Origin of the sequence: Nocardia aurantiaca (assembly GCF_009708175.1) — a bacterium.
Lineage (GTDB): Bacteria > Actinomycetota > Actinomycetes > Mycobacteriales > Mycobacteriaceae > Nocardia > Nocardia aurantiaca.
Genome location: NZ_WMBB01000004.1, coordinates 160,376 through 184,102 on the forward strand (window position 1 = coordinate 160,376; position 23,727 = coordinate 184,102).

Genomic DNA, 23,727 nt, shown 5'->3' on the forward strand with positions numbered 1-23,727 from the left:
AAATAACCGTATCGCAGGATACGAATAATCGCGCTGAGGAGCGGGCATGGCAACCACCGGGGCGCAGAGGCCGAGCGGGTCGTGATCGCGGATTTCGCCGACCATTGGCTGCTCTACTGCTCCATCCCGCTCGTCGCCGCGCTCATCGGCTGGGTGACCAAGATCGTCGCCGTGCAGATGCTCATGTATCCGCTCGAATTCAAGGGCATCCCACCGTGGTTGGGCTGGCAGGGCGTAATCCCGCGATCCGCGCCGCGTATGGCCACCATCGCGGTGGACCTCATGTTCGGCACGCTCATCGATCCACAGGACGTCATCGCCCGCGTCGATGTCGCCGAGCTGACCACGCGGCTGCGCGAACCTCTCGACGCCGGTGTCGATTACATGGTCCGCGCCATGATGATGAAGCATCAGCCGCGCTTGTGGGTGAACCTGCCCGACGCCGCCCAGCGCGCCATCATCGAACGCGCGCAACGGGATCTGCCGCAGCTGATCGAGGACATCGTTCTCGACCTGCGCACCAATCTGGACCAGGTGATGGACCTGCGCGGCATGGCCATCAGCGCGCTGGTGGACGATAAGTCGTTGCTGGTGGAGATGGTGCGCCGGGTGGGTCGCAACGAGTTGCGCTTCATCGTGCGCTCGGGCTTGATCTTCGGCACCGTGCTGGGCTTCGTGCAGATGATCACCTGGGCGCTCACCCATTCCCCATGGCTCATGCCCGCTTTCGGCGGTTTCACCGGATTGCTCACCGACTGGCTGGCGCTGCAGATGATCTTCCGGCCGATCCGTCCGGTCGGCATCGGTCCATTCAAGTGGCAGGGCCTGTTCCACAAGCGCCGCGATGAGGTCTGCACCGACTACGGCGACCTCATCGCCACCGAGATCCTCACCCCCGCACGCATTCTCGAGGCCGTACTCAATGGAGAACGTGCCGACCGGTTGGCCTCGCTATTGAGCCGGCACGTCAGCGAGTTCCTGGAACTGCAGACCGGCCCGGCCCGCCCGCTCATGCTGATGGTCGCGCGCGAGCGCTATACCGCCCTCGAACGCGATGCCGTCACCTTCGTGCTCGACCACGTCAAGGCCGCCGCGCATTCCGGCTTCGATCAGCACGCCATCGAAGCCCTGGATGTGCGCACCCTCGTCGTCGAGAAGACGAAGCAGTTGACCGACGACGAGTACGAGGGTCTGCTGCGCCCGGCATTCAAACAGGACGAATGGAAGCTGGTGGCCATTGGCGCGGTGCTCGGGTTTCTCGTCGGCGAACTTCAGGTTCACCTGATTCTGGGGTGAGCGCACCGATTTCGGAGCACATTCCGGACCTCGTTCCCCTCCGTCGGCACGGGCTTGGTCGTACGATGGGGACCCGCGTGCACGATTGCCCGAAGTGCCCGATTCGCATGCTACGCAGCCCGGTCATCATGGTGAAGAGCAACGCAGGATCGTGGAAGTTGCGGCGTGTCTTCCCAAATTGCGATGTTTGCGAAGCTGAATCGGTACCATCCTGCACGTGCGCAAGATGTATGCGGGGGCCCGACTACGGCGGTTGCGCGAGGAACGGCGGATGACCCAGGCGGCCTTGGCCAAATCCCTGGATCTGTCCCCCAGCTACCTCAACCAGCTCGAGCGTGACCAGCGACCGCTCACCATTCCCGTGCTGCTGAAACTGAATTCCACCTTCGACCTGGATGTGCAGTTCTTCGCCGCGGACTCCGACGCTCGGCTGGTCTCGGACCTGCACGAGATTTTGGTGGAGGCGGCGGGCGGCAATGCCGCGCCGGTCGCCGAGGTCGAGGATCTGGCCACCCGGATGCCCGAAATCGCGAAAATCGTTGTGGCCATGCATCGCCGATTACGCGCCGCGACCGATCAGTTGGATCTGCTGTCCTCCAAGGTGTCCACCACCGCCGGCGCACACGGCGCCCCCATGCCCCACGAGGACGTGCGCGACTTCTTCTACGACCATCACAATCACATCGCCCAGCTGGATCTCGCGGCCGAGCGGCTGTTCGAGGAGAGCGGGCTCACCATCGGCTCCCTGGACCGGCAACTCGCTCGGGTGGCCGAGGAACGCGCGGGCGTCACCGTCCTGGTGCGCGGCGACGGCGCCGACCCGAATATTCCGAAGCGCCGCTACGAGCCCGAGACCCGCACCTTGACCCTGGCCCGGCGATTGCGGCCCGGACAGCGCGCCTTCCAGATCGCCACCACCCTCGCCTTCCTGCTGCACGGCGGCCTGCTCGACGAGGTCCTCGACGAAAGCCCCGCGCTGAGCGGCGAATCCCGCACTCTGGCCCGAGTCGGGCTGGCCAACTACTTCGCGGGGGCTCTCATCTTGCCCTATAGCAAGTTCCTACGCTCGGCCGAGGAGCTGCGCTATGACATCGACCTGCTGAGCCTGCGATTCGAGGTCGGCTTCGAGACCGTCTGCCACCGGCTCAGCACCCTGCAGCGGCAGGGGCAGCGCGGGGTGCCGTTCTTCCTCATCCGCACCGATCGCGCCGGCAATATCTCGAAGCGCCAGTCCGCCACCGCCTTCCACTTCTCCCGGGCGGGCGGTAGCTGCCCGCTGTGGGTGGTGCACGAGGCGTTCAACCATCCGGGCCGCATGCTGTCCCAGATCGCCGCCATGCCCGACGGGCGGCGTTACCTGTGGGTGGCTCGCACCACCGCGCCCACCCTGACCGGATTCGGCACAGCCGGAAAGGAATTCGCCATCGGGCTGGGCTGCGATATCGAATACGCCGACCGGCTGGCGTATTCCCGCGGCCTGGAGCTGGATGATCCGACGGCGGCCGTGCCCATCGGCGCGGGCTGCAAGGTGTGCGAGCGCCCCGACTGCGCCCAGCGCGCCTTCCCGCAGATCGGACGACCGCTGGCCATCAGCGAGCACACCAGTTCGGACCTGCCGTATCCCCGCATGCCCCGCTGAGACGCGGATAGTACCCGCCCGGCTATCGCCGAGTTCTCTTATAGCGCATCGTCTTCGAAGGCTTCCTGCCACCCGGACGCCGCCGCGCACCCATCGCCGCTGGTCGATGTCGTTGTACCGGGCGGCATCTCATGCATCCCTTGCGGATATCCACCATGCCCCCAATACGGTAAATACCGAAAGGTATTTAATACTGTCCAGTATTCTTGATATCGGCCTCGGGAGAATGATGAGTCACCTGCATTAATCCGACGTTTGCCACACATCACGAGCACATCATGTGTAGCGTCTGGATTTGTTCGAAGTCTCTCCTCAAAAAAACGGTGGCGCAGTGGTCGGTATTGACGGATGCCTCAAACGCATCATGGACATTCCCGGTGCATGCAGCGTAACCCTGGTAGACGGCGCGAGTGGTCTGGCCATTGCCGCGGCCGGGCGACACGATGTGGTCGATCAACACGAAGACGCCGCCGCGGCAACCGATGTCGTGCGCTCCGTGCTCGCCTCGCCGGCGCTCGCCAGCGGCCGCGCCGACGACGACATCACCGAGATCATCGTGTGCGGAACTCGGGGATTTCACCTGCTGAATTTGATCGACGGCGATTTCGACGGACGGCTTTTCGTGCACATCCTCTTCGACGGCGACTCCGGCAATCTCGCCATGGCGCGATACCAGCTGCGGGCAATTCTCACCGAATTTGCCGAGGAGCACCATGGACAGTGAACTCGTCATCGAACTACGGCGGCTGGAGCAGCAACGCGGCACCGGCGTACTCACCGTGGGCGACGGCGCATTTCATCTCGTCGAGGGCGCGATCGTGGCCGCCGAATGCCGGCGCACCACCGCACTCGACCGCATGGTGGTGGCCTCCGGCCTGGCCGACGCCGAACAATGGCGGCGCGCCCACGCGCAGGGGGATGACGGGCTACTCACGAGCCCTCGCCTGGAAACCCTCGCGCTGCTGTCGGTCTTCGACGCCGCCTATATGTTGCTGGCCGCGGCGGCCCCACCGGAATTCCATGCAGGACAGCCGCACTGGCTGGCCGAGGCCTGCCGAATCACGCCCGGTGCGCTGATTCACGAATGCGCCCGCCGTGGCGACCCGGCGACGGGAGTCTGGCCGGTGGAACTGGTGGACCGCGTGGCCGTGGCGCCCGTGCGCCGGGTGCGGCGGCGGCGCGTGGTGCTCACCGGAGGCCAGGCCGAGGTGCTCGCCGCCGTCGATGCCCGGCGCAGCATCACCGGGCTCGCCGAGGATCTGGGTCGCACCACCTACGGCTGTCTGCTCGCGGTGCGCGATCTCACCACGGCCGGACTCGTCGAACCGCCGGTGGTTGTCACCCGTGCGGACCCGCCCGGCATCGCGGACCCCCTCGGCATCGCGGACCCCCTCGGCATCGCGGACCCCCTCGGCATCGGGAACCCCCTCGGCATCGGGAACCCCCTCGGCATCGGGAACCCCCTGGGCGGCCCCGGCCCGGGTCCCCCGGATTCGGCCCAGCACACCACCGCGGCAACGGATTCCATGCCACCGCTGCGCCGGCGGATTCGGCGGGCCACCCCCGTCGCCGTCCCCGACCGCTGGGAGCCGCCCGACTGGGACGTGCTCATACGGCTGCGGGCAGCGCTGGAGGAACTGGCATGACCGCAGCCGGTGCATCCGGTCGAACGGAACGGGCACAACCGCTCAGCGAACGAATAGGGAGGCGGCCTTGGAGGAGCTCGCGTGACCGCGCGGAGAAGGCGGCTCGGTGAATTGATAGGAAGAAGGTTGACCAAAGTGGCGCTGTCCGGCCCAGAACCGAACACACAGGTACTCGAGGAGCTCGAGTCGCTGCGGGATCGGGTGCCGCAGCTGACGGGCACGCTGGTGGCCTCCACCGACGGGCTGCTCATCGCGCACGATCTGCCCGCGCACATCGAGCCCGCGGGCATGGCGGCGCTCACCGCCGCACAGCTCTCGCTCTCGCACCGGCTGGCCGCCACCGCGCACGGCGGCGGCTTTCGCGAGGTCGTGGTGCACGGCGAGACCGGGGACGTGGTGATCTACGCGGTCGGCTGGACCGCCTCGCTCACCGTGCTGGCCGGGCCCGGCGCCAATATCGGCCGCCTGCACCTGGAATCACGGCCCGCCGCCCGCGCTATCGCCGAGCGCCTCGCGACCGTGACCGGGGAGGCCGACCCGCTCCAGACTTCCAACCCCAAGTGATAACACCGATTGAAAGGAAAACCCATGTCCAACATGGATATCGCGCTGAAGGACATGATGGTGATCGACGGCGCCATCGGCGCCGCCGTGGTCGACTACAACAGCGGCATGGCGCTCGGCATGCTCGGCAGCTCCAAGGCACTGGATCTCCAGATCGCCGCGGCGGGCAATACCGAGGTGGTCAGAGCCAAGATGCGCACCATCGATCAGCTGGGCATCAATGAGGAAATCGAGGACATCCTCATCACACTCAGCAATCAGTACCACGTCATTCGCCCCATGACCGGCCGTAAATCCAAGGGCCTGTTCCTCTATCTCGCTCTCGACCGCGGCCGCGCCAACCTGGCCATGGCCCGCCACCGCCTCAAGGGCATCGAAGAGGACCTCGAGGTGTGAGGATCGCGGCATCGTCTCCGTGTGCCCGTACGGTGACACCGTCGAATCCCGTACGGGCGAACACCTCTCACCTCGGATGCGAATCCTCCCTCACCGGCGCGGGCAGGTACCTGAATCCTCAGGATGAGCCACCGTTTTGCGACCCTCATACCGGGCACATTTCCAGCAGCCGCCCGGTAGTGTGAGCGCTGTCGCACCGCTCTCGCGGTCGCGTTCTTACAGCCGATGCCCGATGGCTGTCCCGCATGGTGGACCCCGGCTACTTTCCTCGCCTCGCGTCCGAAACGACCTGTGAAAGGACGAAAGGAACCGCTCCCATGATCACCCAGGCAGATCTGCCCGCAGGGCTCCAACTTCGGACGAGCACGGTCAACGGCCCGCATGGCAGCAGCGTTCAGGTCGGCTACTGGCCCGGCCGCGGCATCGTGGTCGCCCACGGCAAGGAAGGCCGCAACGGCGCGGTTCTGCTTTTCACCGTTCGAGAGTGGGAAGCCTTCATCCAGGGCGTCAAGGCCGACGAGTTCCCGGCCGCCGGTTAGCCTTCGAGACGCACGGGCCTATCGCCGGCCATCGGCAGCCACGACCGGTCGACCCATGGAATGCGACGCCCGGGTCGGGGACGGGTTAGGTTCGGTGGCTGTGGCGTTCGAATACCGGGTTGGCGACATCCTCGAGCTGTCCTGTCCGTTCACCGAGGCTCGGGTGACCGAGCTGACGGCGGACGATGTCCACGTCGAATGGCCGTGGTGGGCCGTCGATCCGGACAGTGACGGGGTTCGCTGGAACGGCGTGGTGGCGCTCGCGGCCGGGCCGGACACGCTCGGCTGGGACCGCGAGGTGTTCCGGATCCAGCCCGCTGCCGGAGAACTCGCCCCCGATGCGGTGTGCCGCATCGGGATTCCGCCGACCGTGGTGCACGTGATCGCGGTGCGGAATCTCGATCCGCCGCGCGTGACCGGATGGCTGCCGCGGCCGCGGCGGGAGGTCGTCTGTCTGCGGGCCGGGCAGTCGCTCGATGCGGCGCTGGCGGATCAGGGCTCCGCGTTCGATCCCGAAGACGACATTCCCCGGCGCGTCGAATTGCTGTTCCGTCCGTACGCCTTCCTCGAGATCGGCGACGAGGTCGCCGATTCCGGCGGGCGGGCGTGGCGGTTCCGCGGAGCCTGGGACTGGCAGCCGTTCGACGGCGCCGAACCCGCCGCACCCACCTGGCCGCTGCTACTGCTGACCCGCGACGGCGACAGCGACGACGCGGCCGCGGTCGACGTCACCGAGGCCACGCTCGCGGGTTCGCACGACGAGGAACTCGCCCGGTGGAACGATTTGGCGGGGCTGACACCGGCACGGTCCACGGACGAGTGAGGCGCCCGGTCAGGATTTCGCGAGATACTCCAGCCGCTCACCGTCCACGGCCGCGCGCATCATGCGCGCCAGGCCGGGATGATTCTTCAGACCCGGATCGGATTCGACGATCTCGCGCGCCAATTGCTGAGCGGCGGTGATGACTTCGAGATCGTCGAGCAGGGACAGCAAGCGCAGACTGCGGGCCGTACCCGACTGCGCGGAACCCAGGACATCGCCCTCGCGGCGCTGCCTCAGATCCAGCACGGCGAGCTCGAAACCGTCGGTGGTGCCCGCGACCGCCTCCAGACGGGCCATGGCCGTGCCCACCGGATTGGCCTCGGTGATGAGCAGGCACAGCCCCGCGTGCTTGCCACGCCCGACCCGACCGCGCAGCTGGTGCAGCTGGCTCACGCCGAACCGATCGGCGTCGACGATCACCATGACCGTGGCATTCGGGACATCGACACCGACCTCGACGACCGTGGTGCAGACCAGCACATCGATCTCGGCATCGTTGAAAGCTCGCATGACGCTGTCTTTTTCGTCGGCTGGCAGACGACCGTGCAGCAACCCCACCCGCAGATCCTTGAAGGGACCCGAGCCGAGCATCTCGTACATGTCGACCGCCGAGTGGGTGGTGGGACCCTCCTTCTCCTCCTCGGCTTTCGCCTTGCGGCCCTTGCCCTTACCGTTCTCCTCCTCGTCGCCGATGCGCGAGCACACCACGTACGCCTGACGCCCTTCGGCGACCTCCTCACGGATGCGCTCCCAGGCGCGATCCACCCATGCCGGTTTCACCTTGGCGGGAACGACTTTGGAAGTGATCGGGGACCGGCCGCGCGGAAGCTGGGTCAACACCGAGGTTTCCAGATCGCCGAGGGTGGTCATGGCGATGGTGCGCGGAATCGGTGTGGCCGTCATGACCAGCAGATGCGGACTGGCGGTGCCCTTGGCCTTGGTGCGCAACGCGTCCCGCTGCTCCACGCCGAAGCGGTGCTGCTCGTCGACCACCACCATGCCGAGGTCGAAGAACTCCACATTGTCCTGGATGAGCGCGTGCGTGCCGATGACGAGGCCCGCCTCACCGGTCACCGCGTCCAGCAGGGCGGCCCGCTTCTGGCCCGCCGACATGGATCCGGTCACCAGCACCACCTTGGTGGCCTGCTCGGCCGCGCCCAGTTCCCCGGCGGAGCCGAGATCGCCGAGCATCTTCGTCAGCGATCGATAATGCTGCGCAGCAAGGACTTCCGTCGGAGCGAGCAGTGCGCACTGCTGACCGTTGTCCACCACCTGCAACATGGCGTGCAGGGCCACGATGGTCTTGCCCGAACCCACCTCGCCCTGCAGCAGCCGATGCATGGGATGACTGCGCGATAGGTCGGCGGAGATCTCGTCGATGACCGTGCGCTGACCCTCGGTCAGCTCGAACGGCAGCCGCTTGTCGAAGGCGGCGGCGATACCGTCGGTGCGCGGCGGGCACGGCTTGGCGGTCCGGCCCTCCACCTGGTGGCGGCGCTCGGCCAGCACCAGCTGCAGGGCCATGGCCTCGTCGAAACGCAAACGGCCGCGGGCGGCCTCGATATCGGCCTTGTGCTCGGGAAGGTGGATCAGGCGCAGCGCGTCCGACACCGGCAGCAGAGCGTGCTCGGCGCGCAGCGACTCCGGCAGCGGATCGTCGATGGGGTCGAGCTGGTCGAGCACCTGCCGGACGCAGCGCAGCAGATCCCAGCTCTGCACCTTGGCGGTCGACGGGTATACCGGAATGAACTCGCGCTCGAAGAACGAGACATCCAGTCCTCCAGCACCTTTCGCGCTCTGAGCCAGTCCGCGCAGGGCGCCGCCGCCGTGTACCGCGGTGAGGTTCTCGATCGATCCGTCGCCCTTCTCGGGGAGGATCAGATAGTCCGGGTGCGAGAGGTTCCAGCGATCCGGCCGCCACCAGTGCACGGTGCCCGACATCATCGCCCGCACACCGTCTTTCACCAGATAGCGCACCTTGTCGCCATTGAAGAAGGTGATCTCCACCGGGCGCGCGCCGCCGGTGTCCAGGTTCACCTTGAGCAGGCTTCCGCGCCGATTCTTCATGGGCCGCAGCTCGGTCTTGGTGACCCGGCCCATCACGGTGATGTGCTGGCCCTCCTCGGGCGCCTCCTCGGTGAGCGGCTGCCCCTGGGTGGCGTAGCGCAGCGGATAGTGCCGCAGCAGGTCCTCCACCGTCTGCATGTCGAAGTGCTCCCGCAGCCCCTCGGCCGCCTTCACCCCGAGCACGTGATCGAGCCGATCCGCCAGTGTCGCCATCTATTCCACCCCGATCTGCACCAGGTCGTCGACCTGCCCGCCCGGATACACCACCACTTCCACACCCGGGAAGCCCGCGGCCACATGCCCGGCCAGGTCCGCGGAAAGTCCTTCCGGCGCATCGCATCCGATGAGCATGGTCACCAATTCCCCGCCCAGCCCGAGCATCCGGTCCAGCAGTGTGCGGCCCGCGGCCCGCACGTCCGAATCGATGACCACCACATCGTGGCCGACCAGCCCGAGCCCGTCGCCCGCCTCGCACATCCCCACCATGGTCAGCGCCCGCTCCGGCGCCATCCGCAACGCACCCCACCGCGTCCCGGCCGCCGCCTCCGACATGGCGAACGCGTCATCGGCCGCCGCCCGCCCCGCATCGTGCAGGGACAGCGCCGCCAGACCCTGCACCATCGACCCGCACGGCAGCATCAACACCTCCCGCTGCCCATCCCGCGCGGCCACACTCACCGCGACCAACTCGTGCGCGGGCAGCGCCCCGTTCGGCAGCACCAGCACCTCCCGATACGGCACTCCCCGAATGGCATCGAGCAGAATCTCCGACGTCACCGCCCCCTGCAGCACAACGGCCCCCGCGTCCTCGAACAGCCGCGCCGCCCCGGCTCCGGATGCCACCGCCAGAATCGCTCGATCCGCTTTCCCCCGCGGCGGATGGCCCGAAACGGCCAGCGTCTCGATCCGTATCCCACTCAGAACCCCTACCGCGAGTCCCGCCTCGACGGCGGCGCCCGCGTCACCGCAGTGCACATGAGCCGACCAGGTATCCGCACCGTCACCCACGACGACCACCGAATCCCCCAGCGCACCGAGTCGATCTCGCAAGACGCCGATGCGGCCCTCATCGGTCCCGCGCACGAGGAACATCACCTCGTAATGCGGCACTGCCGCCCCGACCCCGCCGGCCGCACCACACATGTCCGAATTGGATACAGCGGCAGTAGGATTCAATGCCGATCCGGCCGCCGAGCCCGTTCGATCGTCGGCGGCATCGCCGCCGACCGAACCATCCGCGCCGAGGCCCGGGCCGTTCGCGGCGGCCGTCGTATCCTCCGTCGAGCCGTGCCGCCCGCCGGGCGCCGGGCGGCACGACCGTTCCTCCGGAGCACCGGGCCGATAGACCGGCCGAGCGGGCGAGCTGCCACCGGCAGCCGCCACCAATTCATCCAGCAACACCAGCAATCCACGCGCCCCGGCGTCCACAACCCCGGCCTCCCGCAGCACACCCAATTGCGCGGGCGTCTCGCCCAACGCCTTGGCCGCCCCGTCGGCCGCCGCCAGCGCCACCGACACCAGGTCCCGCTCCGGGCAGTCGGCCGCTCGCTCGGCAGCCCGATCCAGCACGGTGAGCATGGTCCCTTCGATCGGGGAACTCAGCGCCTCCCGCACCAGCCGAGCGGCCCGCAGCAAGGCCACCCGCAACGCCTGCTCTGTCAGCGGGCCCTCGGCCACCGCGTCCGATATTCCGCGCAGCACCTGCGACAGGATGATCCCGGAATTCCCGCGTGCCCCGATGGTCGCCGCACGCGCCATGGCGGCGGTGACGTCCTGGGCTCGCGGCCCACTCACCGCCATCACGCCGTCGCCCGGAACATCCGCCCCCGACTGTCCGGCCGTAACCGCGCGGTCACCGCCACCGTCCGCGCGAGCGCAATGGTCCGGTGCGGCGAGCCGCGGTGCGGTGTCGATGTTCGGCGTTGCCGCCGCTGCGGCTTCCGCGCCACGCACGGCCGCCCGCATGGTGCTGAGCAGATTGGTGCCGGTGTCGGAGTCGGCGACCGGGAAGACATTGAGGGCGTTGATCTCGTCCCGGTGGCGTTCCAGGGCGGCCAGGGTGAGCCGGCCCCAGTTCAGCAGGGCAGTACCGTCGAGCGCGTCCGCTACCCCGGGCACCGTCACCGTCCTTCCGCACACGTCGTCGAATCCGGGCGCCAGCCTAGTCGGGGCGACCGACACCACGCCGCTGCCTTCGCATTCGTACACCGCATTCGGAGCGCTGAACGGGGGCCCAATTGGACACGCCCGGGCGGGGTTGGCTACTCTTGTGCGGTTGCCTCACGCAGGCACGGTCCTGCCCTCTCAGGTATCGGCCCGCGTTCACCAGCGATTCGCTGGTAGGTACGTCCAAGACATTAGGCTTTCGGACACGCTGCGCACTGTGCAGCGCGTCCCACTATGACATGAAGGAGCTCGCGACTATGGCTGCCGTCTGTGACGTCTGCGCCAAGGGCCCCGGCTTCGGTAAGTCGGTTTCGCACTCGCACCGGCGCACCAACCGTCGCTGGAACCCGAACATCCAGACCGTGCGCGCCCAGGTTGCCCCGGGCAACACCCGCCGCATGAACGTCTGCACCTCCTGCCTGAAGGCGGGCAAGGTCGTTCGCGGCTGAAATAGGCTTTCGGCAGAAGCCCCGGCACCCAGAATGGGTGAACCGGGGCTTTTCTGCATCGGGGGAAGGACGAAGACCATGGACGCACCGCTGTCCGAATCGGCGATGGTTCGAGGCGCAAGCGGGGAGAGGCGGAGCGCTCGTTCCGGACCGAGCGCAGCGGCGGCGGAAGGAGAGAACGCGATCGCCGGCGCCGCGAACTCGCCGAAGCGGAGCGGAGGCAAATGGAGCATCGCCCCGCTCGGGGCCGAGCACACCCACGGTTTGGCCGCGTGCCACGTCGCCTGCTGGCGTGAGGCGTATCAGGGTCTGGTCCCCCAGCATGTGCTGGATGCCTTCGATGTCGATCAGCGGGCCGCGGCCTGGGAACGCATCAGGATCAAGTATCCGGGGCACGTGGTGGTCGCCGTCGTCGACGACGCGGTCGTCGGATTCGCGGCCTCCGGCCCCGCCCGCGAGCAGAACCCGCCCACGCCACTGGAACTCACCGCCATGTACGTGCGGGCCGCCTACTACGGCACCGGCCTCGCCGACGATCTGATGCGCACGGTGCTGTCCGATGAGGGTGACACCTCACTCTGGGTATTCGAGGAGAACCCGCGCGCGCAAGCCTTCTACAAGAGGTACGGCTTCGAACTCGACGGCGAGCGCCGAGTCGAAGCGTTCACTCCCGCACTGCAAGTGCGGATGGTGCGCCGGGCGCCGCGCGACGAGGACCGGCGCCCGACGCCCGGGATCACGCGGCGCCGTTGAGGCAGTCCACCTGCTGGCTGATCGACTGCACCACGCACGCCAGGCGCGACGTCACGTTCGACGACAGGCCGCTCACACTGTTGGTGTCGAGCAGGCTACCGACGGGGGTGACCGTGGTGGTCTTCACGTCGGGGACGTACGGGTCCAGGGTCAACGGTTCGGCGTTCGCCGCGGCCGGGGCCGCGGCCAGCGCCGCACCCGCGGCCAGCGCGACGAAAACACCACGGGCAGTCTTCTTCTGCATACACATGCTCCTGAATCAGGTAATGGATCCGCGTTACGGCAGACGCCAGTCCACCGGCGCGGCCCCTAGGGTACCCAGCAATTCGTTGGTTCGGGAGAAAGGCCGAGAACCGAAGAATCCTCGCGAAGCCGACAGCGGTGAGGGATGGGCGGATTCGAGGTACGGAGTGCCGCCCAGCATGGGCTTCAGGGTCGAGGCGTCCCGGCCCCACAGAATCGCGACCAAGGGCTGGTCACGGGCAACGAGCGCGCGAATTGCCTGCTCGGTCACCGCTTCCCAGCCCTTGCCGCGATGCGAGGCCGGCCGGCCCGGCTGCACGGTCAGCACGCGGTTGAGCATGAGCACGCCCTGATCGCACCACGGCGACAGATCGCCGTTGGACGGCGTCGGGAAGCCGAGGTCCTTGGAGTACTCGGAGTAGATATTCGACAGGCTGCGCGGAATAGGCGAAACATCAGGAGCCACCGAGAAACTCAGCCCCACCGGGTGCCCCGGCGTCGGATACGGATCCTGGCCCACGATCAGCACCCGGACCTTGTCGAACGGCCGCTGGAAGGCCCGCAGCACATGCTCCCCCTTGGGGAGATAGCCACGCCCCTCGGCGTTTTCGGTTCGCAGGAATTCACCCATGGCGGCAATGCGGTCGGCCACCGGTTCGAGGGCCTCGGCCCAGCCCGTATCGATGACTTCCGACAGTGGTTTCGCACCCATGTCGGGAAAACTTATCGTGTCGAGTTCCATCGCGATACCGGACCCGGCTATGCGAAGGATTCCCACCCGGCGGGGCCGGACCGCAGGATTCCGTCGACCGTCACGCCCGCACCTGGACGGACTCGCCCGATGCGTACCCAACCTTGCGGCAAATCACCCGAATTGGCGAAAGTCGCCGCGAACGCGTGGTCCTCGCCGCCCGCCAGAATCCAGTCGAGGGGGTCGACGCCCAGCGCGTTCCCCACCGACTCCAGCTCGGGCACGGCCAGTGCGGCCGCCTCCAGATCGATGGCCACACGGGAGGATTCGGCGATATGCCCGAGATCGGCGAGCAATCCGTCCGACACGTCGGTGAGCGCGGTGATCTCCGCGGCGTCCGGCAGCTCCAGCACCGCCTCGTACGGCGGTTGCGGAACCCGGTGTGCGGCAACCACATCCGCGAACTCGGCGGCATCGCCTCCGGACGAGAGCACCGCCAGACCGGCGGCCGAGAAGCCCAGCCGCCCGGCCACCGCCACCACATCCCCCGGCCGCGCTCCCGACAGCTTGATCGGCGCGCGGCGCGGATCCCCGAAGGCCGTCACCGAGATGATGAGGATCGGGCTGCGCACCATATCGCCGCCCGCGATGGACGCCCCGGCCCGCCCGGCCTCGGCCCACATCCCGTCCGCCAGCGCTCGCACGAACTCGACCGGGGTGTCCGACGGGCAGCCCAGCCCTACCACGAACGCGCTCGGCACCGCGCCCATGGCGACCACGTCCGCCGCGTTCTGGGCGATGGCCTTGCGGCCGATATCGTGCGGACTCGACCAGTCGGTGCGGAAATGCCGGTCCTGCACGAGCATGTCGGTGGTCACCACGAACCGGCCCTCGGGCGCGGCGATCACCGCCGCGTCGTCACCCGGTCCGAGCAGCACCCCCGGCGTGTGCGTCCGCCCCTGGTTCACCAGCGCGATGAGCCCGAATTCCCCGAGCTCGCCCACGGTGCGGGCGGCCGGAACCGACTGCGGACTGCTGCTGGCGGTGATGACGGTCTCCTCGGGGGCGAGTGTGATGTGGGCGCCTGACCGCTCGACGGTACCCTCGAACACGCAATCGACGACCAGCAGCCGGGACGCGTGAGCCCGGCACGCCACGATCGGGGACCGACGACCGGATGAGCAACGACACCCGCGGCACCGAACCGGACACCACGCCGGAGAGCATCGACGCGGCCGAGACCGACCCGGCGAAAGCCGCGGACGCCGACGCCGCGAAAGACGCCGACGCCGCGGACGCCCTCGGTGAGAAGGACGCCGAGAAGGCTGAAACGAACGCGGACGTCGATGGCGGTGATTCGGACATCGACGACTACACGGTCCGCCGCTCGCCCGCGCTCATCGCCACCGCCGTTGCGCTCCCGGTCGCGCTGATCGTCGGCATTCTCGTCATGGGGGTGCTGGCCAATCGTCATCACAGCCGGGACCCGCTGGCCCTGGGCGCCGTGCCCGCGCCGACCGCCGCCGGCCCGCAGTGTTCCGCCCTGATGCCCGCACTGCCCGACAAGATCGGCGATTACACCACCTCCGAACTGGTGGCGCCCGCGCCGCCCGCCACACACGCCTGGCAGCTGCCGGACGGCGGCGACGCCATCGTGGTGCGCTGCGGCCTGGACCGTCCGATGGAATTCACCAAGGCCTCGACGATGCAGGTGATTCAGACCGACAAGGCGGTCAACGGCGACAAGGGCGTCAATTGGTTCGAGGTCCGCGACCAGACCAGCGGCGTCACCTCCGGCACCTACTGGGCGGTGGATCGCGGCGTCTATATCGCGCTGACCATGCCCGACAATGCCGGACCCACTCCGCTGCAAGATGTTTCGGCGGCCATCCAGAAGACGATCCCGCAGCAGCCGCTGGACCCGAACCCGATCCCCAACTGACAGATGTATCTCAGAGCTTGCGCAGTTGTATCTCAGAGCTTGCGCAGCGTGACTCTCCCGGCCGTGAGGTCGACCTCCACTCCGCCGTCCCCGTCGCCGGGGTTCTCCCGGTGCATGAGCACGGACTGCCGCTGCTCCATTTCGTGCCGCTTGGCCGAGTTGAAGGCCGCGTCGAACTGCTCCAGCCCGATGGCCGCCGCGCTGCGCTCGCCCTCGGTCCGCATCCACGGTAGCGCGGTGCGCCCGGTCAGCTTGCGGTAGGCCACATCGGCGAAGACCACCGCGATGACCAGCAGCGCCAGGCCGGGAATCGTCAGAGCCGCGATCACCTCACCGAGGCTACGCGCGGGCCCGGGGGGCCGCCGCCATCCTCGGGTCGCATGCGAACGATCCGGTCCCTCATCCGCGGTGATGAACCGGGCCGTCGATGGCGAAGCGGGGGCGGGTCAACGCAGGCCGCTGCCCCGGGCGCGAGCCGTCTCGATGAGGGTGCTCACCAGGGTCCGGTTGTCCACGCCGGTGGCCTCCCACATGCGCGGGTACATGGAGATAGCGGTGAATCCGGGCATGGTGTTGATCTCGTTGATGACCGGTCCCTCGGCGGTCACGAAGAAGTCGACGCGGGCCAGGCCCTGGCAGTCCAGCGCCCGGAAGGCGCGCACCGCGAGCTCCCGGATCTGCTGGGACACATCGTCGTCCAGCTTCGCCGGGACGTCGAACTCGCAGACGTCATCGAGATACTTGGTGTCGAAGTCGTAGAAGGCGGGTGCGTCGGCGTCGTGCTCGGGCATCCGGATCTCGGCCACCACGCTGGCCTCCACCCGGCCGTCCGGGAATTCCAGTACGCCGCACTCGACTTCGCGCCCCACGATGCCGGCCTCCACGATCACTTTCGGATCGTGGCGGCGCGCGACCGCGATGGCGGCGTCGAGGTCGTCCCAGCTGTCCACCTTGGTGATGCCGATGGAGGACCCGCCGCGGGCGGGTTTCACGAACACCGGCAGCCCCAGCCGTTCCCGGTCAGGGTCGGACACCGTGGCCGCACCCGGCCGCAGCACCACCTGCACGCCGATCGGAAGACCTTCGGCCGCAAGGAGTTTCTTGGTGAACTCCTTGTCCATGCCGGCCGCGCTGGCCAGCACGCCCGGACCCACATAGGGCAACTCGGCCAGCTCCAGCAGACCCTGCAGGGTGCCGTCCTCACCGAAAGCGCCGTGCAGCACCGGGAACACCACGTCCACGGTGCCCAGCACCGCGTCCGCGCCGTCCAGCGGCACCAGCGCGCCCCCGCGCGAGGGGTCGGCGGTCAGCGCCAGCGCGGTGCCCTTCTCATCGACCGTGGGCAGCGCCCGATCCTGCGCGGACAGCGCCCGCGGATCCGCGTCGCCGAGCACCCAGGTGCCGTCGCGCGTGATGCCGATCGGAACCGCCTCGTACCGCTCGGGATCGAGGCTCGCCAGCACGGTGCGGGCCGACACACACGACACCCCGTGCTCGTTGCTGCGGCCGCCGAACACCACCGCCACCCTGGTCCTGTTGGTCATGCCCCGAACCGTACCCGGTCGAATATGGCGGCAGTGTTACGCGGTGGTAGCGACCGGGGTAGGTCATTCCGATTTCAGGCGGCGGCCCTGCAACTGCCCGACCGCCTCGGCCGCGGACAGACCCTCATGGCACACCTGATGCACGGCGTTGGTGAGCGGCATTTCCACTCCGTGCGCCGCGGCCAGCGCCCGCACCGATGTGCAGGACTTCACACCCTCCACCACCTGGCCATGAGTGGCCTCCAGGGCGGTCTCCATGGTCCCGCCCGCACCCAGCGCGTGCCCGAAGGACCGATTGCGCGACAGCGGCGAGGTACAGGTGGCCACCAGATCGCCGACGCCCGCCAGCCCCGCGAAGGTGACCGGCTCCGCGCCCACGGCCACGCCCAGCCGGATGATCTCGGCCAGCCCGCGGGTGATGAGGGTGGCGATCGAGTTGTCGCCCAACCCCATTCCCGAGGCGATGCCGCAGGCGAGCGCGATGACGTTCTTGCAGGCTCCGCCGATCTCGCAGCCGATCACGTCGGTATTGGTGTATGGCCGGAAATAGCCGGTGGCGCAGGCGTGCTGGACCGCCTCGGCCCGCGCCACGTCCGAGCAGGCCACCACGGTCGCGGCGGGCTGGCCGGCGGCGATCTCGTGCGACAGGTTCGGCCCCGACAGCACCGCGATCCGGCTCGTATCCGCGCCGGTGACCTCCGCGATGACCTGGCTCATGCGCAGCAGCGTTCCGGTCTCTATGCCCTTGGCCAGATTCAGCAGGGTGGCGTCGGCGGGGATCAGGTCCTTCCACGCCGCGAGATTGGCGCGCAGCGACTGCGACGGCACCGCCAGCACCACGATGTCCGCGCCGTCCAGCGCGACCGCGGCGTCATCGGTCGCGGCCATCGGCGGCAACGGGATCTCGGGCAGATACCAGGGATTGCGATGCTCGGTGGCGAGCACTTTGGCCACCTCCGGCCGCCGAGCCCACATCGTGACCTCGGTTCCCGCCTCCACCAACACTTTCGCGAACGCCGTCCCCCACGACCCCGCTCCCAACACCGCTGCCCTAGCCATCAGACAAATATATGCGCGTGTGATCGGAGCCATGCCGTAGTGGTGCTCCAGGAATTCGACGCCGCTTACACGCCCGTCGCTTACGAGTGGGAAGATTCGGACATGTTCGCGCCCAGGCGTGGTTCTGCCCACGAATTCGCGGCCCGCACTCGGTTCCGGGCCGATGGAGCGGGGGAGCGAAGCGGAGGAGCGAGAAGGGAAGAACCGAGGTTCCGGCTCCTACAGCCCCGCGCCTCGAGCCGCGAACAGCCCGGAGCGAAGCGGAGGGCACAGTGAAGGCAGTGCACGCGGTCATCGCGGTGAAGAGTCTCGGACTCGCCAAGAGCAGGCTGTCCGAAGGGCTGCCCGCGAAGCATCGGCCTCGGCTGGTCCTGGCCATGCTCTCGGATACGGTGACCGCGACGGTGTCGACGCCCGCGGTGGCCTCGGTGACCGTGGTGACGCCCGATCCGGTGGTCGCCGAACTGGTCCGCGACCTGGGTGCCGTCGTCCATCCCGAGCCCGAGGCCGACCCCGCGCACACCAGCGGACTGAACGCCGCCCTGGCCGCGGGCGCGGCCGCGGTTCGGCACGCGCACGGACCGGTCGATCTGCTTGCCCTGCAGGCGGATCTGCCCGCGCTGCGCCCGGCCGAACTCTGCGACATGCTGACGAGCACCGGGCACCACCGCTCGGTGGTCGCCGATCACGAGGGCAGCGGCACCGTCGCCCTGCTGGTGCGCGGCGGATCCGCCGCGCTGAACCCGCTTTTCGGTCCGGACTCCGCCCGCCGCCACATCGCCGACGGCGCGGTGGAACTCCTGGGCGACTGGCCCGGCCTGCGGCAGGACGTCGACACCGCCGCCGACCTCGAGCGCGCCGCCGCGCTCGGGGTCGGGAAGGCCACCGGCGTGCTACTGCGTGAAATCGGCGTGTCGCAGGCGTGTCAGGGAACCGAAGATCTGCGCCGAGCCGGGTCCTCACTGTGCTGACGCGGCGTGATCTGCGCTGCAATGGCAGGTGTCAGTTCGGCACCCCACCCGCGACATAAGGAATGATCGTGAGAGTGAGCGACACGGATACCGTCAAGCAATCGCCGCAACTACCGGCGGCACCGCCCGCGGCAACCCCACCGCCCACCGCCATAGCCCCGCTTCCGGCGGACCGGTACGTCAACCGGGAACTCAGCTGGCTGGATTTCAACGCCCGTGTTCTGGCGCTGGCCGAGGACCATTCCCAGCCGCTGCTCGAACGCGCCAAATTCCTCGCCATTTTCGCGTCGAATCTGGATGAGTTCTACATGGTGCGGGTGGCCGGCCTGAAGCGCCGCGCGGAAACCGGATTGTCGGTGCGGTCCGCGGACGGGCTCTCCCCCACCGAACAGCTCGAGCTGATCGCCGTGCGCACCCAGGAGATCGGTGAGCGGCACGCCCGCGTCTTCCTGGACCAGGTGTTGCCCGCGCTGACCGCCGAGGGCATCGCCATCATCCGCTGGGCCGATCTGGAGGACAGCGAGAAGCAGCGCCTGTCCGGATATTTCCAGGATCAGGTCTTCCCGGTGCTGACCCCGCTGGCGGTCGACCCGGCCCACCCGTTCCCCTACATCAGCGGCCTGAGCCTGAATCTCGCCGTGACGGTGAAGGATTCGGTCACCGGCGGCGAGCACTTCGCGCGCGTCAAGGTCCCCGACAATGTGGACCGCTTCGTCCGGGTCCGTCGGCTCGCGGGCGGCGGCACCCCGGCCCGTGACGGCGCCGGCCGTGATTCCGCTGCGGCACAAGGCCCGTCCATGGCCGCCTTCCTCCCCATGGAGGAGCTGATCGCCGCTCACCTGGATCAGCTGTTCCCGGGAATGGAAGTGGTGGAACAGCATTCGTTCCGCATCACCCGCAATGCCGACCTGGAGGTCGAGGAGGACCGCGACGAGGATCTGCTGCAGGCCCTGGAGCGCGAACTCGCCCGCCGCCGCTTCGGATCCCCGGTGCGCCTGGAAGTCTCCGACGACATGACCGAGCACATGCTCGATCTGCTGCTGCGTGAACTCGACGTGGACCCGGCCGACGTCATCCAGGTGCCCGGCCTGCTCGACCTGTCCTGCCTGTGGCAGGTCTACGGCGTCGACCGCCCCAACCTCAAGGACGCCCCCTACATCCCGGCCACCCCGCCGGCGTTCGGCGAACGTGAAACGCCCCGAAACGTTTTCGCCGCCCTGCGCGAGGGCGACGTGCTGGTGCACCATCCGTACGACTCCTTCTCCACCAGCGTGCAGCGGTTCATCGAACAAGCCGCCGCCGACCCGCAGGTGCTCGCCATCAAGCAGACCCTGTACCGCACCTCCGGTGATTCCCCCATCGTCAACGCGCTCATCGACGCCGCCGAGGCGGGCAAGCAGGTGGTCGCGCTGGTCGAGATCAAGGCCCGCTTCGACGAGCAGGCCAATATCAAGTGGGCGCGGGCGCTGGAGCAGGCGGGCGTGCACGTGGTCTACGGCCTGGTCGGCCTCAAGACGCACTGCAAGACCTGCCTGGTGGTGCGGCGCGAGGGCGCCACCATCCGTCGCTACTGCCACATAGGCACCGGCAATTACAACCCGAAGACCGCACGCCTGTACGAGGACGTCGGATTGCTCACGGCCGCACCGGAGATCGGCGCGGACCTCACCGATCTGTTCAACTCGCTGACCGGGTACTCGCGAAAGGCCAGCTACCGCAATCTGCTGGTGGCCCCGACCGGGGTGCGCGCGGGCATCATCGAACGCATCGAGCGCGAGGTGGAGCTGGCCGCCCAGGGCGAACCGGCGCGAATCCGGCTGAAGGCCAACGCCATCGTCGACGAGCAGATCATCGATGCCCTCTACCGGGCCTCCCAGGCGGGGGTGCCGGTCGACATCGTGGTGCGCGGTATCTGCGGGCTGCGGCCGGGCGTGGAGGGCATGAGCGAGAACATCCGGGTGCGCTCGATTCTCGGCCGCTTCCTGGAACATTCGCGCGTGCTGCACTTCGGGGCGCAGAACGAGTACTGGATCGGCAGCGCCGACATGATGCACCGCAACCTGGACCGGCGCGTGGAAGTGCTGGCGCAGGTGAAGGATCCGAAGCTGACCGAGCAGCTGGGCCAGGTCTTCGACTCCGCCCTGAACCCGGCCACACGCTGCTGGGTCCTGCAGGCCGACGGCAGCTGGGCCGCCCAGCCCGGCCCCGATGTCCCGGGCGATCAGATCCGTGATCACCAGGAGTACCTCATGCGGCTGCGACGTCCGGATCGCCAGTGAGCCCCGCTCACTCCGACCCCGCCGCCGATTTCGCAGACCCCCGCGTCGCCGCCAATATCCTGGCGGCGGGCGCGGTGCTGTGGCGTCCGACGTCGGATGGCGCGCTCGAAATCGCCCTGGTGCACCGGCCCAAATTCGACGACTGGTCGCTGCCCAAGGGGAAATTGGATCCCGGTGAGACGCCGGTGATCACGGCCGTGCGCGAGGTGGCCGAGGAGACCGGCCTGAATTCGCGCCTCGGCCGGTATCTGGGCCACGTGACCTATCCGGTGACCGGGCACCGCAAACTCAAGCGGGTGGACTACTGGGCCGCCCGGGTCCTGGACGGGCAGTTCGAATCCAATTCGGAGGTCGACAAGCTGGACTGGCGCCGGCTCGACACCGTGATGGACGCCCTCTCCTATCCCATGGACCGCACCATCGTCCGCAACTTCCTGCGCCAGCCCGCCGAGACCGCCACCCTGCTGGTGGTGCGGCACGCCAAGGCCGGCCGCCGTGATCGCTTCGGCGGTGACGACGATCTGCGCCCGCTCGAAAAGGCCGGTCGCGCACAGGCTCGCGCCCTGGTGCCGAATCTGCTCGCCTTCGGCGCTGCCGAAATCATCTCCGCCCCATCGGCCCGCTGTGTCCAAACCGTGACCCCGCTGGCGGAAAAACTGGGCGTGGACGTCGAACTGGAGCCGCTGTTCTCCGAATCCGGTTACGCGGCAGCACCCGACGCCGCCCGCAAATGCGCCCGCGACCTGGTCTCCGCCGACACCGTGCGGGTGATCTCCAGCCAGGGCAAGGTGATTCCGGATCTGCTCGAGTGGTGGGCCGCCGAGGACGGCATCGCCCTGCCACCGGCCCGCAACCGCAAGGGCAGCGTCTGGGTGCTGTCGTTCCACCACGGCCGCCTGATCGCGGCCGACCACCTCGACCGGATGCTGACCCCCAGCGAACTCCCCAAGCGCTGAGGGTTCCCGGGTCCCCGACCGCGGGCAGCGCCGCCCGCCGAACCGCGGCACAGGCCACCGAGAACCCTTGGAACGTCGCCGTACCGACCCGTGTCCGGCTGAATCGACCCGGCTCGTACACGATTCCATCCCCCCATCGAACCCCCCAAGGCCCCCCACATGTGCGAGACGGCCCGGCGGATGCCGGGCCGTCTCGCATGTCGTCCTGCTCGAAAACCCCCGTCAGCGACGGGTTGTGGCCACGTGCCTACCGGCGAGCGGTGCGCTTGGCCGCTGTCTTCTTGGCGGGAGCCTTCTTGGCCGTCTTCTTGGCGGTGGCCTTCGCAGCGGTGACCTTCTTGGCGGCCGTGGTCTTCTTGGCGGCCGTGGTCTTCTTGGCGGCCGTGGCCTTCGCCGTGGTCTTCTTGGCGGCGGTCTTCGCCGGCGTCTTCTTCGCGGTGGCCTTCTTGGCCGGGGCCTTCGACGCCGCCTTCTTGGCGGTGGTCTTGGCCGGCGCCTTGGTGGCGACCTTCTTGGCCGCCTTCTTGGCGGTGGTCTTCTTGGCAGTCGTCTTGCCCGAAACCGGGGCCGCCACACCGCGCTTCACGGCCGGGCCGCTCGAAGCGATTTTCTGCTTGCCGGCGATGATCGCCTTGAACTGAGCGCCGGGGCGGAAGGCCGGCACCGAAGTCGGCTTCACCTTGACGGTTTCGCCGGTGCGCGGGTTCCGAGCAACCCGGGCGGCCCGCTTACGCTGTTCGAAGACGCCGAATCCGGTGATGGTGACACTCTGACCTTTGTTCACAGCACGCACGATCGTATCGACCATCTGCTCAACTGCAGCAGTAGCGGTGCGCCTGTCAGTACCCAACTTCTCGGTCAGAACATCGATCAGTTCCGCCTTGTTCATTGAATCCTCCGCAGACTAATGGCCCGTCGTCGGACCGACTAGGTACCACGGTAAACCCTTTCCGGGCAAGAGTCTATGTGCCACGCGGAAATACATGACGCATGGCACACGCTCAGCTACCTGGTTTGAGGGTGTTCAGCTAACGCTCATCAATGATTACGTCCGCGAAATACGGGCCGGAATGGTAGCGGGTTTCCAAGTCGGCCTTGCGTTTTCGAACTGGCTGATCTGGTCGCTGTGCCGCAGAGTGAGGCCGATGTCGTCCAGCCCTTCCAGCAGCCGCCAGCGCGTGTAGTCGTCAATATCGAACGGCAGCACGACCGTTCCGGCCGACACGGTTCGCGCCTCGAGGTCCACCGCCAATTCCAAACCCGGCTGTTCCTCGAGCAACTTCCAGAGCAATTCCACATCGCTCTGCGCCATCCGAGCCGTCAGAAGGCCGTCCTTGCCGGCGTTCCCGCGGAAGATGTCAGCGAAGCGAGACGAGATCACCACCCGGAACCCGTAGTCCTTCAAGGCCCAAACAGCATGCTCACGTGAGGAGCCGGTACCAAAATCCGGACCAGCGACCAGCACACTACCCCGGTTGTAGGGCTCGGTGTTCAGAATGAAGTTCGGATCCGTCCGCCACGCCGCGAACAGGCCGTCCTCGAAACCCGTTCGGGTAACGCGCTTCAGATACACCGCCGGGATGATCTGGTCGGTGTCGACATTGGATCGGCGCAGCGGAACGCCGATCCCCTTGTGGACCTTGAAGGCTTCCATCGTTGATTCTCCTGAGTCTGTGGGGGCAGCGGGCGTCTGGGCCCGCTACC

Annotated in this window: 24 protein-coding genes; 14 read left to right on the plus strand and 10 right to left on the minus strand. The window is 68.0% G+C overall.

Annotated features, from left to right (window positions below; translation table 11 throughout):
• The first annotated feature begins 81 nt into the window (after positions 1 to 81).
• The 8 genes from GLP40_RS34765 (at position 82) to GLP40_RS09530 (ending at position 6,903) form a co-directional block, all read left to right on the plus strand.
• Entirely contained in the window at positions 82 to 1,296 is a 1,215-nt protein-coding gene (locus GLP40_RS34765; protein ID WP_328289925.1) for a DUF445 family protein, read from the plus strand.
• Positions 1,297 to 1,513: 217 nt separating this feature from the next.
• A complete protein-coding gene (locus tag GLP40_RS09500) occupies positions 1,514 to 2,935 on the plus strand; it encodes a short-chain fatty acyl-CoA regulator family protein (protein ID WP_328289926.1) in 1,422 nt (473 codons plus the stop codon).
• Positions 2,936 to 3,230: 295 nt separating this feature from the next.
• Positions 3,231 to 3,659 carry a hypothetical protein gene (locus GLP40_RS09505; protein WP_230329406.1) on the plus strand — a complete coding sequence of 143 codons (429 nt, stop codon included), beginning with the start codon at positions 3,231 to 3,233 and terminating at the stop codon, positions 3,657 to 3,659.
• Positions 3,649 to 4,581, plus strand: coding sequence for a hypothetical protein (locus GLP40_RS09510; RefSeq protein WP_154787490.1), 933 nt, complete (start codon positions 3,649 to 3,651; stop codon positions 4,579 to 4,581). The genes GLP40_RS09505 and GLP40_RS09510 overlap by 11 nt, the downstream gene beginning before the upstream one ends.
• 135 nt (positions 4,582 to 4,716) lie before the next feature.
• Positions 4,717 to 5,145 (plus strand): roadblock/LC7 domain-containing protein, encoded by a 429-nt coding sequence (locus GLP40_RS09515; RefSeq protein ID WP_328289995.1) that lies wholly within the window; start codon positions 4,717 to 4,719, stop codon positions 5,143 to 5,145.
• 24 nt (positions 5,146 to 5,169) lie between these two features.
• The gene (locus GLP40_RS09520; RefSeq protein WP_154787491.1) at positions 5,170 to 5,541 is read left to right on the plus strand and encodes a hypothetical protein; all 372 of its coding nucleotides are present in this window, start codon (positions 5,170 to 5,172) and stop codon (positions 5,539 to 5,541) included.
• 317 nt (positions 5,542 to 5,858) lie between these two features.
• Positions 5,859 to 6,080 carry a DUF397 domain-containing protein gene (locus tag GLP40_RS09525; protein WP_196054600.1) on the plus strand — a complete coding sequence of 74 codons (222 nt, stop codon included), beginning with the start codon at positions 5,859 to 5,861 and terminating at the stop codon, positions 6,078 to 6,080.
• A 100-nt stretch (positions 6,081 to 6,180) separates the two neighbouring features.
• On the plus strand, positions 6,181 to 6,903 hold the full coding sequence (locus GLP40_RS09530; RefSeq protein WP_230329408.1) for a hypothetical protein: 723 nt from the start codon (positions 6,181 to 6,183) through the stop codon (positions 6,901 to 6,903).
• A gap of 9 nt (positions 6,904 to 6,912) precedes the next feature.
• On the opposite strand, the gene recG is transcribed toward GLP40_RS09530, so the two are convergent.
• Both recG and GLP40_RS09540 read right to left on the minus strand, forming a co-directional pair.
• Positions 6,913 to 9,183, minus strand: coding sequence for an ATP-dependent DNA helicase RecG (recG, locus tag GLP40_RS09535; protein WP_154787494.1), 2,271 nt, complete (start codon positions 9,181 to 9,183; stop codon positions 6,913 to 6,915).
• Complete coding sequence (locus tag GLP40_RS09540; protein WP_328289927.1) at positions 9,184 to 11,088, minus strand: DAK2 domain-containing protein; 1,905 nt, start codon at positions 11,086 to 11,088, stop codon at positions 9,184 to 9,186.
• Between the two features lie 305 nt (positions 11,089 to 11,393).
• On the opposite strand from GLP40_RS09540, the gene rpmB reads away from it, so the two are divergent.
• Together rpmB and GLP40_RS09550 are read left to right on the plus strand one after the other, a co-directional pair.
• Positions 11,394 to 11,585, plus strand: a complete 192-nt coding sequence (gene rpmB, locus GLP40_RS09545; protein ID WP_011210730.1) for a 50S ribosomal protein L28 — start codon at positions 11,394 to 11,396, stop codon at positions 11,583 to 11,585.
• Positions 11,586 to 11,849: 264 nt separating this feature from the next.
• Entirely contained in the window at positions 11,850 to 12,338 is a 489-nt protein-coding gene (locus tag GLP40_RS09550) for a GNAT family N-acetyltransferase (RefSeq protein WP_230329409.1), read from the plus strand.
• On the opposite strand, the gene GLP40_RS09555 is transcribed toward GLP40_RS09550, so the two are convergent.
• Genes GLP40_RS09555 through GLP40_RS09565 form a run of 3 tightly spaced genes read right to left on the minus strand, consistent with a single transcriptional unit; the run spans position 12,322 to position 14,276 of the window.
• A complete protein-coding gene (locus tag GLP40_RS09555) occupies positions 12,322 to 12,582 on the minus strand; it encodes a hypothetical protein (protein WP_154787495.1) in 261 nt (86 codons plus the stop codon). The two genes, GLP40_RS09550 and GLP40_RS09555, sit on opposite strands and share 17 nt — an antisense overlap.
• A 33-nt stretch (positions 12,583 to 12,615) precedes the next feature.
• Positions 12,616 to 13,293, minus strand: coding sequence for a uracil-DNA glycosylase (locus GLP40_RS09560; RefSeq protein ID WP_154787763.1), 678 nt, complete (start codon positions 13,291 to 13,293; stop codon positions 12,616 to 12,618).
• Positions 13,294 to 13,340: 47 nt separating this feature from the next.
• Entirely contained in the window at positions 13,341 to 14,276 is a 936-nt protein-coding gene (locus GLP40_RS09565) for a thiamine-phosphate kinase (RefSeq protein WP_328289996.1), read from the minus strand.
• A 173-nt stretch (positions 14,277 to 14,449) separates the two neighbouring features.
• On the opposite strand from GLP40_RS09565, the gene GLP40_RS09570 reads away from it, so the two are divergent.
• Entirely contained in the window at positions 14,450 to 15,214 is a 765-nt protein-coding gene (locus tag GLP40_RS09570; RefSeq protein ID WP_154787496.1) for a DUF3515 domain-containing protein, read from the plus strand.
• A 32-nt stretch (positions 15,215 to 15,246) separates the two neighbouring features.
• On the opposite strand, the gene GLP40_RS09575 is transcribed toward GLP40_RS09570, so the two are convergent.
• From GLP40_RS09575 to GLP40_RS09585, 3 genes are all read right to left on the minus strand, one after another.
• A complete protein-coding gene (locus tag GLP40_RS09575; protein WP_328289928.1) occupies positions 15,247 to 15,543 on the minus strand; it encodes a DUF6191 domain-containing protein in 297 nt (98 codons plus the stop codon).
• A 117-nt stretch (positions 15,544 to 15,660) separates the two neighbouring features.
• Positions 15,661 to 16,758, minus strand: a complete 1,098-nt coding sequence (locus GLP40_RS09580) for a D-alanine--D-alanine ligase family protein (RefSeq protein ID WP_154787497.1) — start codon at positions 16,756 to 16,758, stop codon at positions 15,661 to 15,663.
• Between the two features lie 63 nt (positions 16,759 to 16,821).
• The gene (locus GLP40_RS09585) at positions 16,822 to 17,817 is read right to left on the minus strand and encodes an NAD(P)H-dependent glycerol-3-phosphate dehydrogenase (protein WP_154787498.1); all 996 of its coding nucleotides are present in this window, start codon (positions 17,815 to 17,817) and stop codon (positions 16,822 to 16,824) included.
• A gap of 272 nt (positions 17,818 to 18,089) precedes the next feature.
• On the opposite strand from GLP40_RS09585, the gene cofC reads away from it, so the two are divergent.
• From cofC to GLP40_RS09600, 3 genes are all read left to right on the plus strand, one after another.
• On the plus strand, positions 18,090 to 18,788 hold the full coding sequence (cofC, locus tag GLP40_RS09590; RefSeq protein ID WP_328289929.1) for a 2-phospho-L-lactate guanylyltransferase: 699 nt from the start codon (positions 18,090 to 18,092) through the stop codon (positions 18,786 to 18,788).
• Positions 18,789 to 18,850: 62 nt separating this feature from the next.
• Positions 18,851 to 21,067: an RNA degradosome polyphosphate kinase gene (locus tag GLP40_RS09595; protein WP_154787499.1), complete on the plus strand. Its 2,217-nt coding sequence runs from the start codon at positions 18,851 to 18,853 to the stop codon at positions 21,065 to 21,067.
• On the plus strand, positions 21,064 to 22,023 hold the full coding sequence (locus GLP40_RS09600; protein WP_328289930.1) for an NUDIX hydrolase: 960 nt from the start codon (positions 21,064 to 21,066) through the stop codon (positions 22,021 to 22,023). The genes GLP40_RS09595 and GLP40_RS09600 overlap by 4 nt, the downstream gene beginning before the upstream one ends.
• A gap of 247 nt (positions 22,024 to 22,270) precedes the next feature.
• Here the strand turns inward: GLP40_RS09600 and GLP40_RS09605 are convergent, their stop codons facing one another.
• A complete protein-coding gene (locus tag GLP40_RS09605; RefSeq protein ID WP_154787500.1) occupies positions 22,271 to 22,912 on the minus strand; it encodes an HU family DNA-binding protein in 642 nt (213 codons plus the stop codon).
• A gap of 156 nt (positions 22,913 to 23,068) precedes the next feature.
• Entirely contained in the window at positions 23,069 to 23,677 is a 609-nt protein-coding gene (gene leuD, locus GLP40_RS09610) for a 3-isopropylmalate dehydratase small subunit (RefSeq protein WP_154787501.1), read from the minus strand.
• Positions 23,678 to 23,727: the final 50 nt, after the last annotated feature.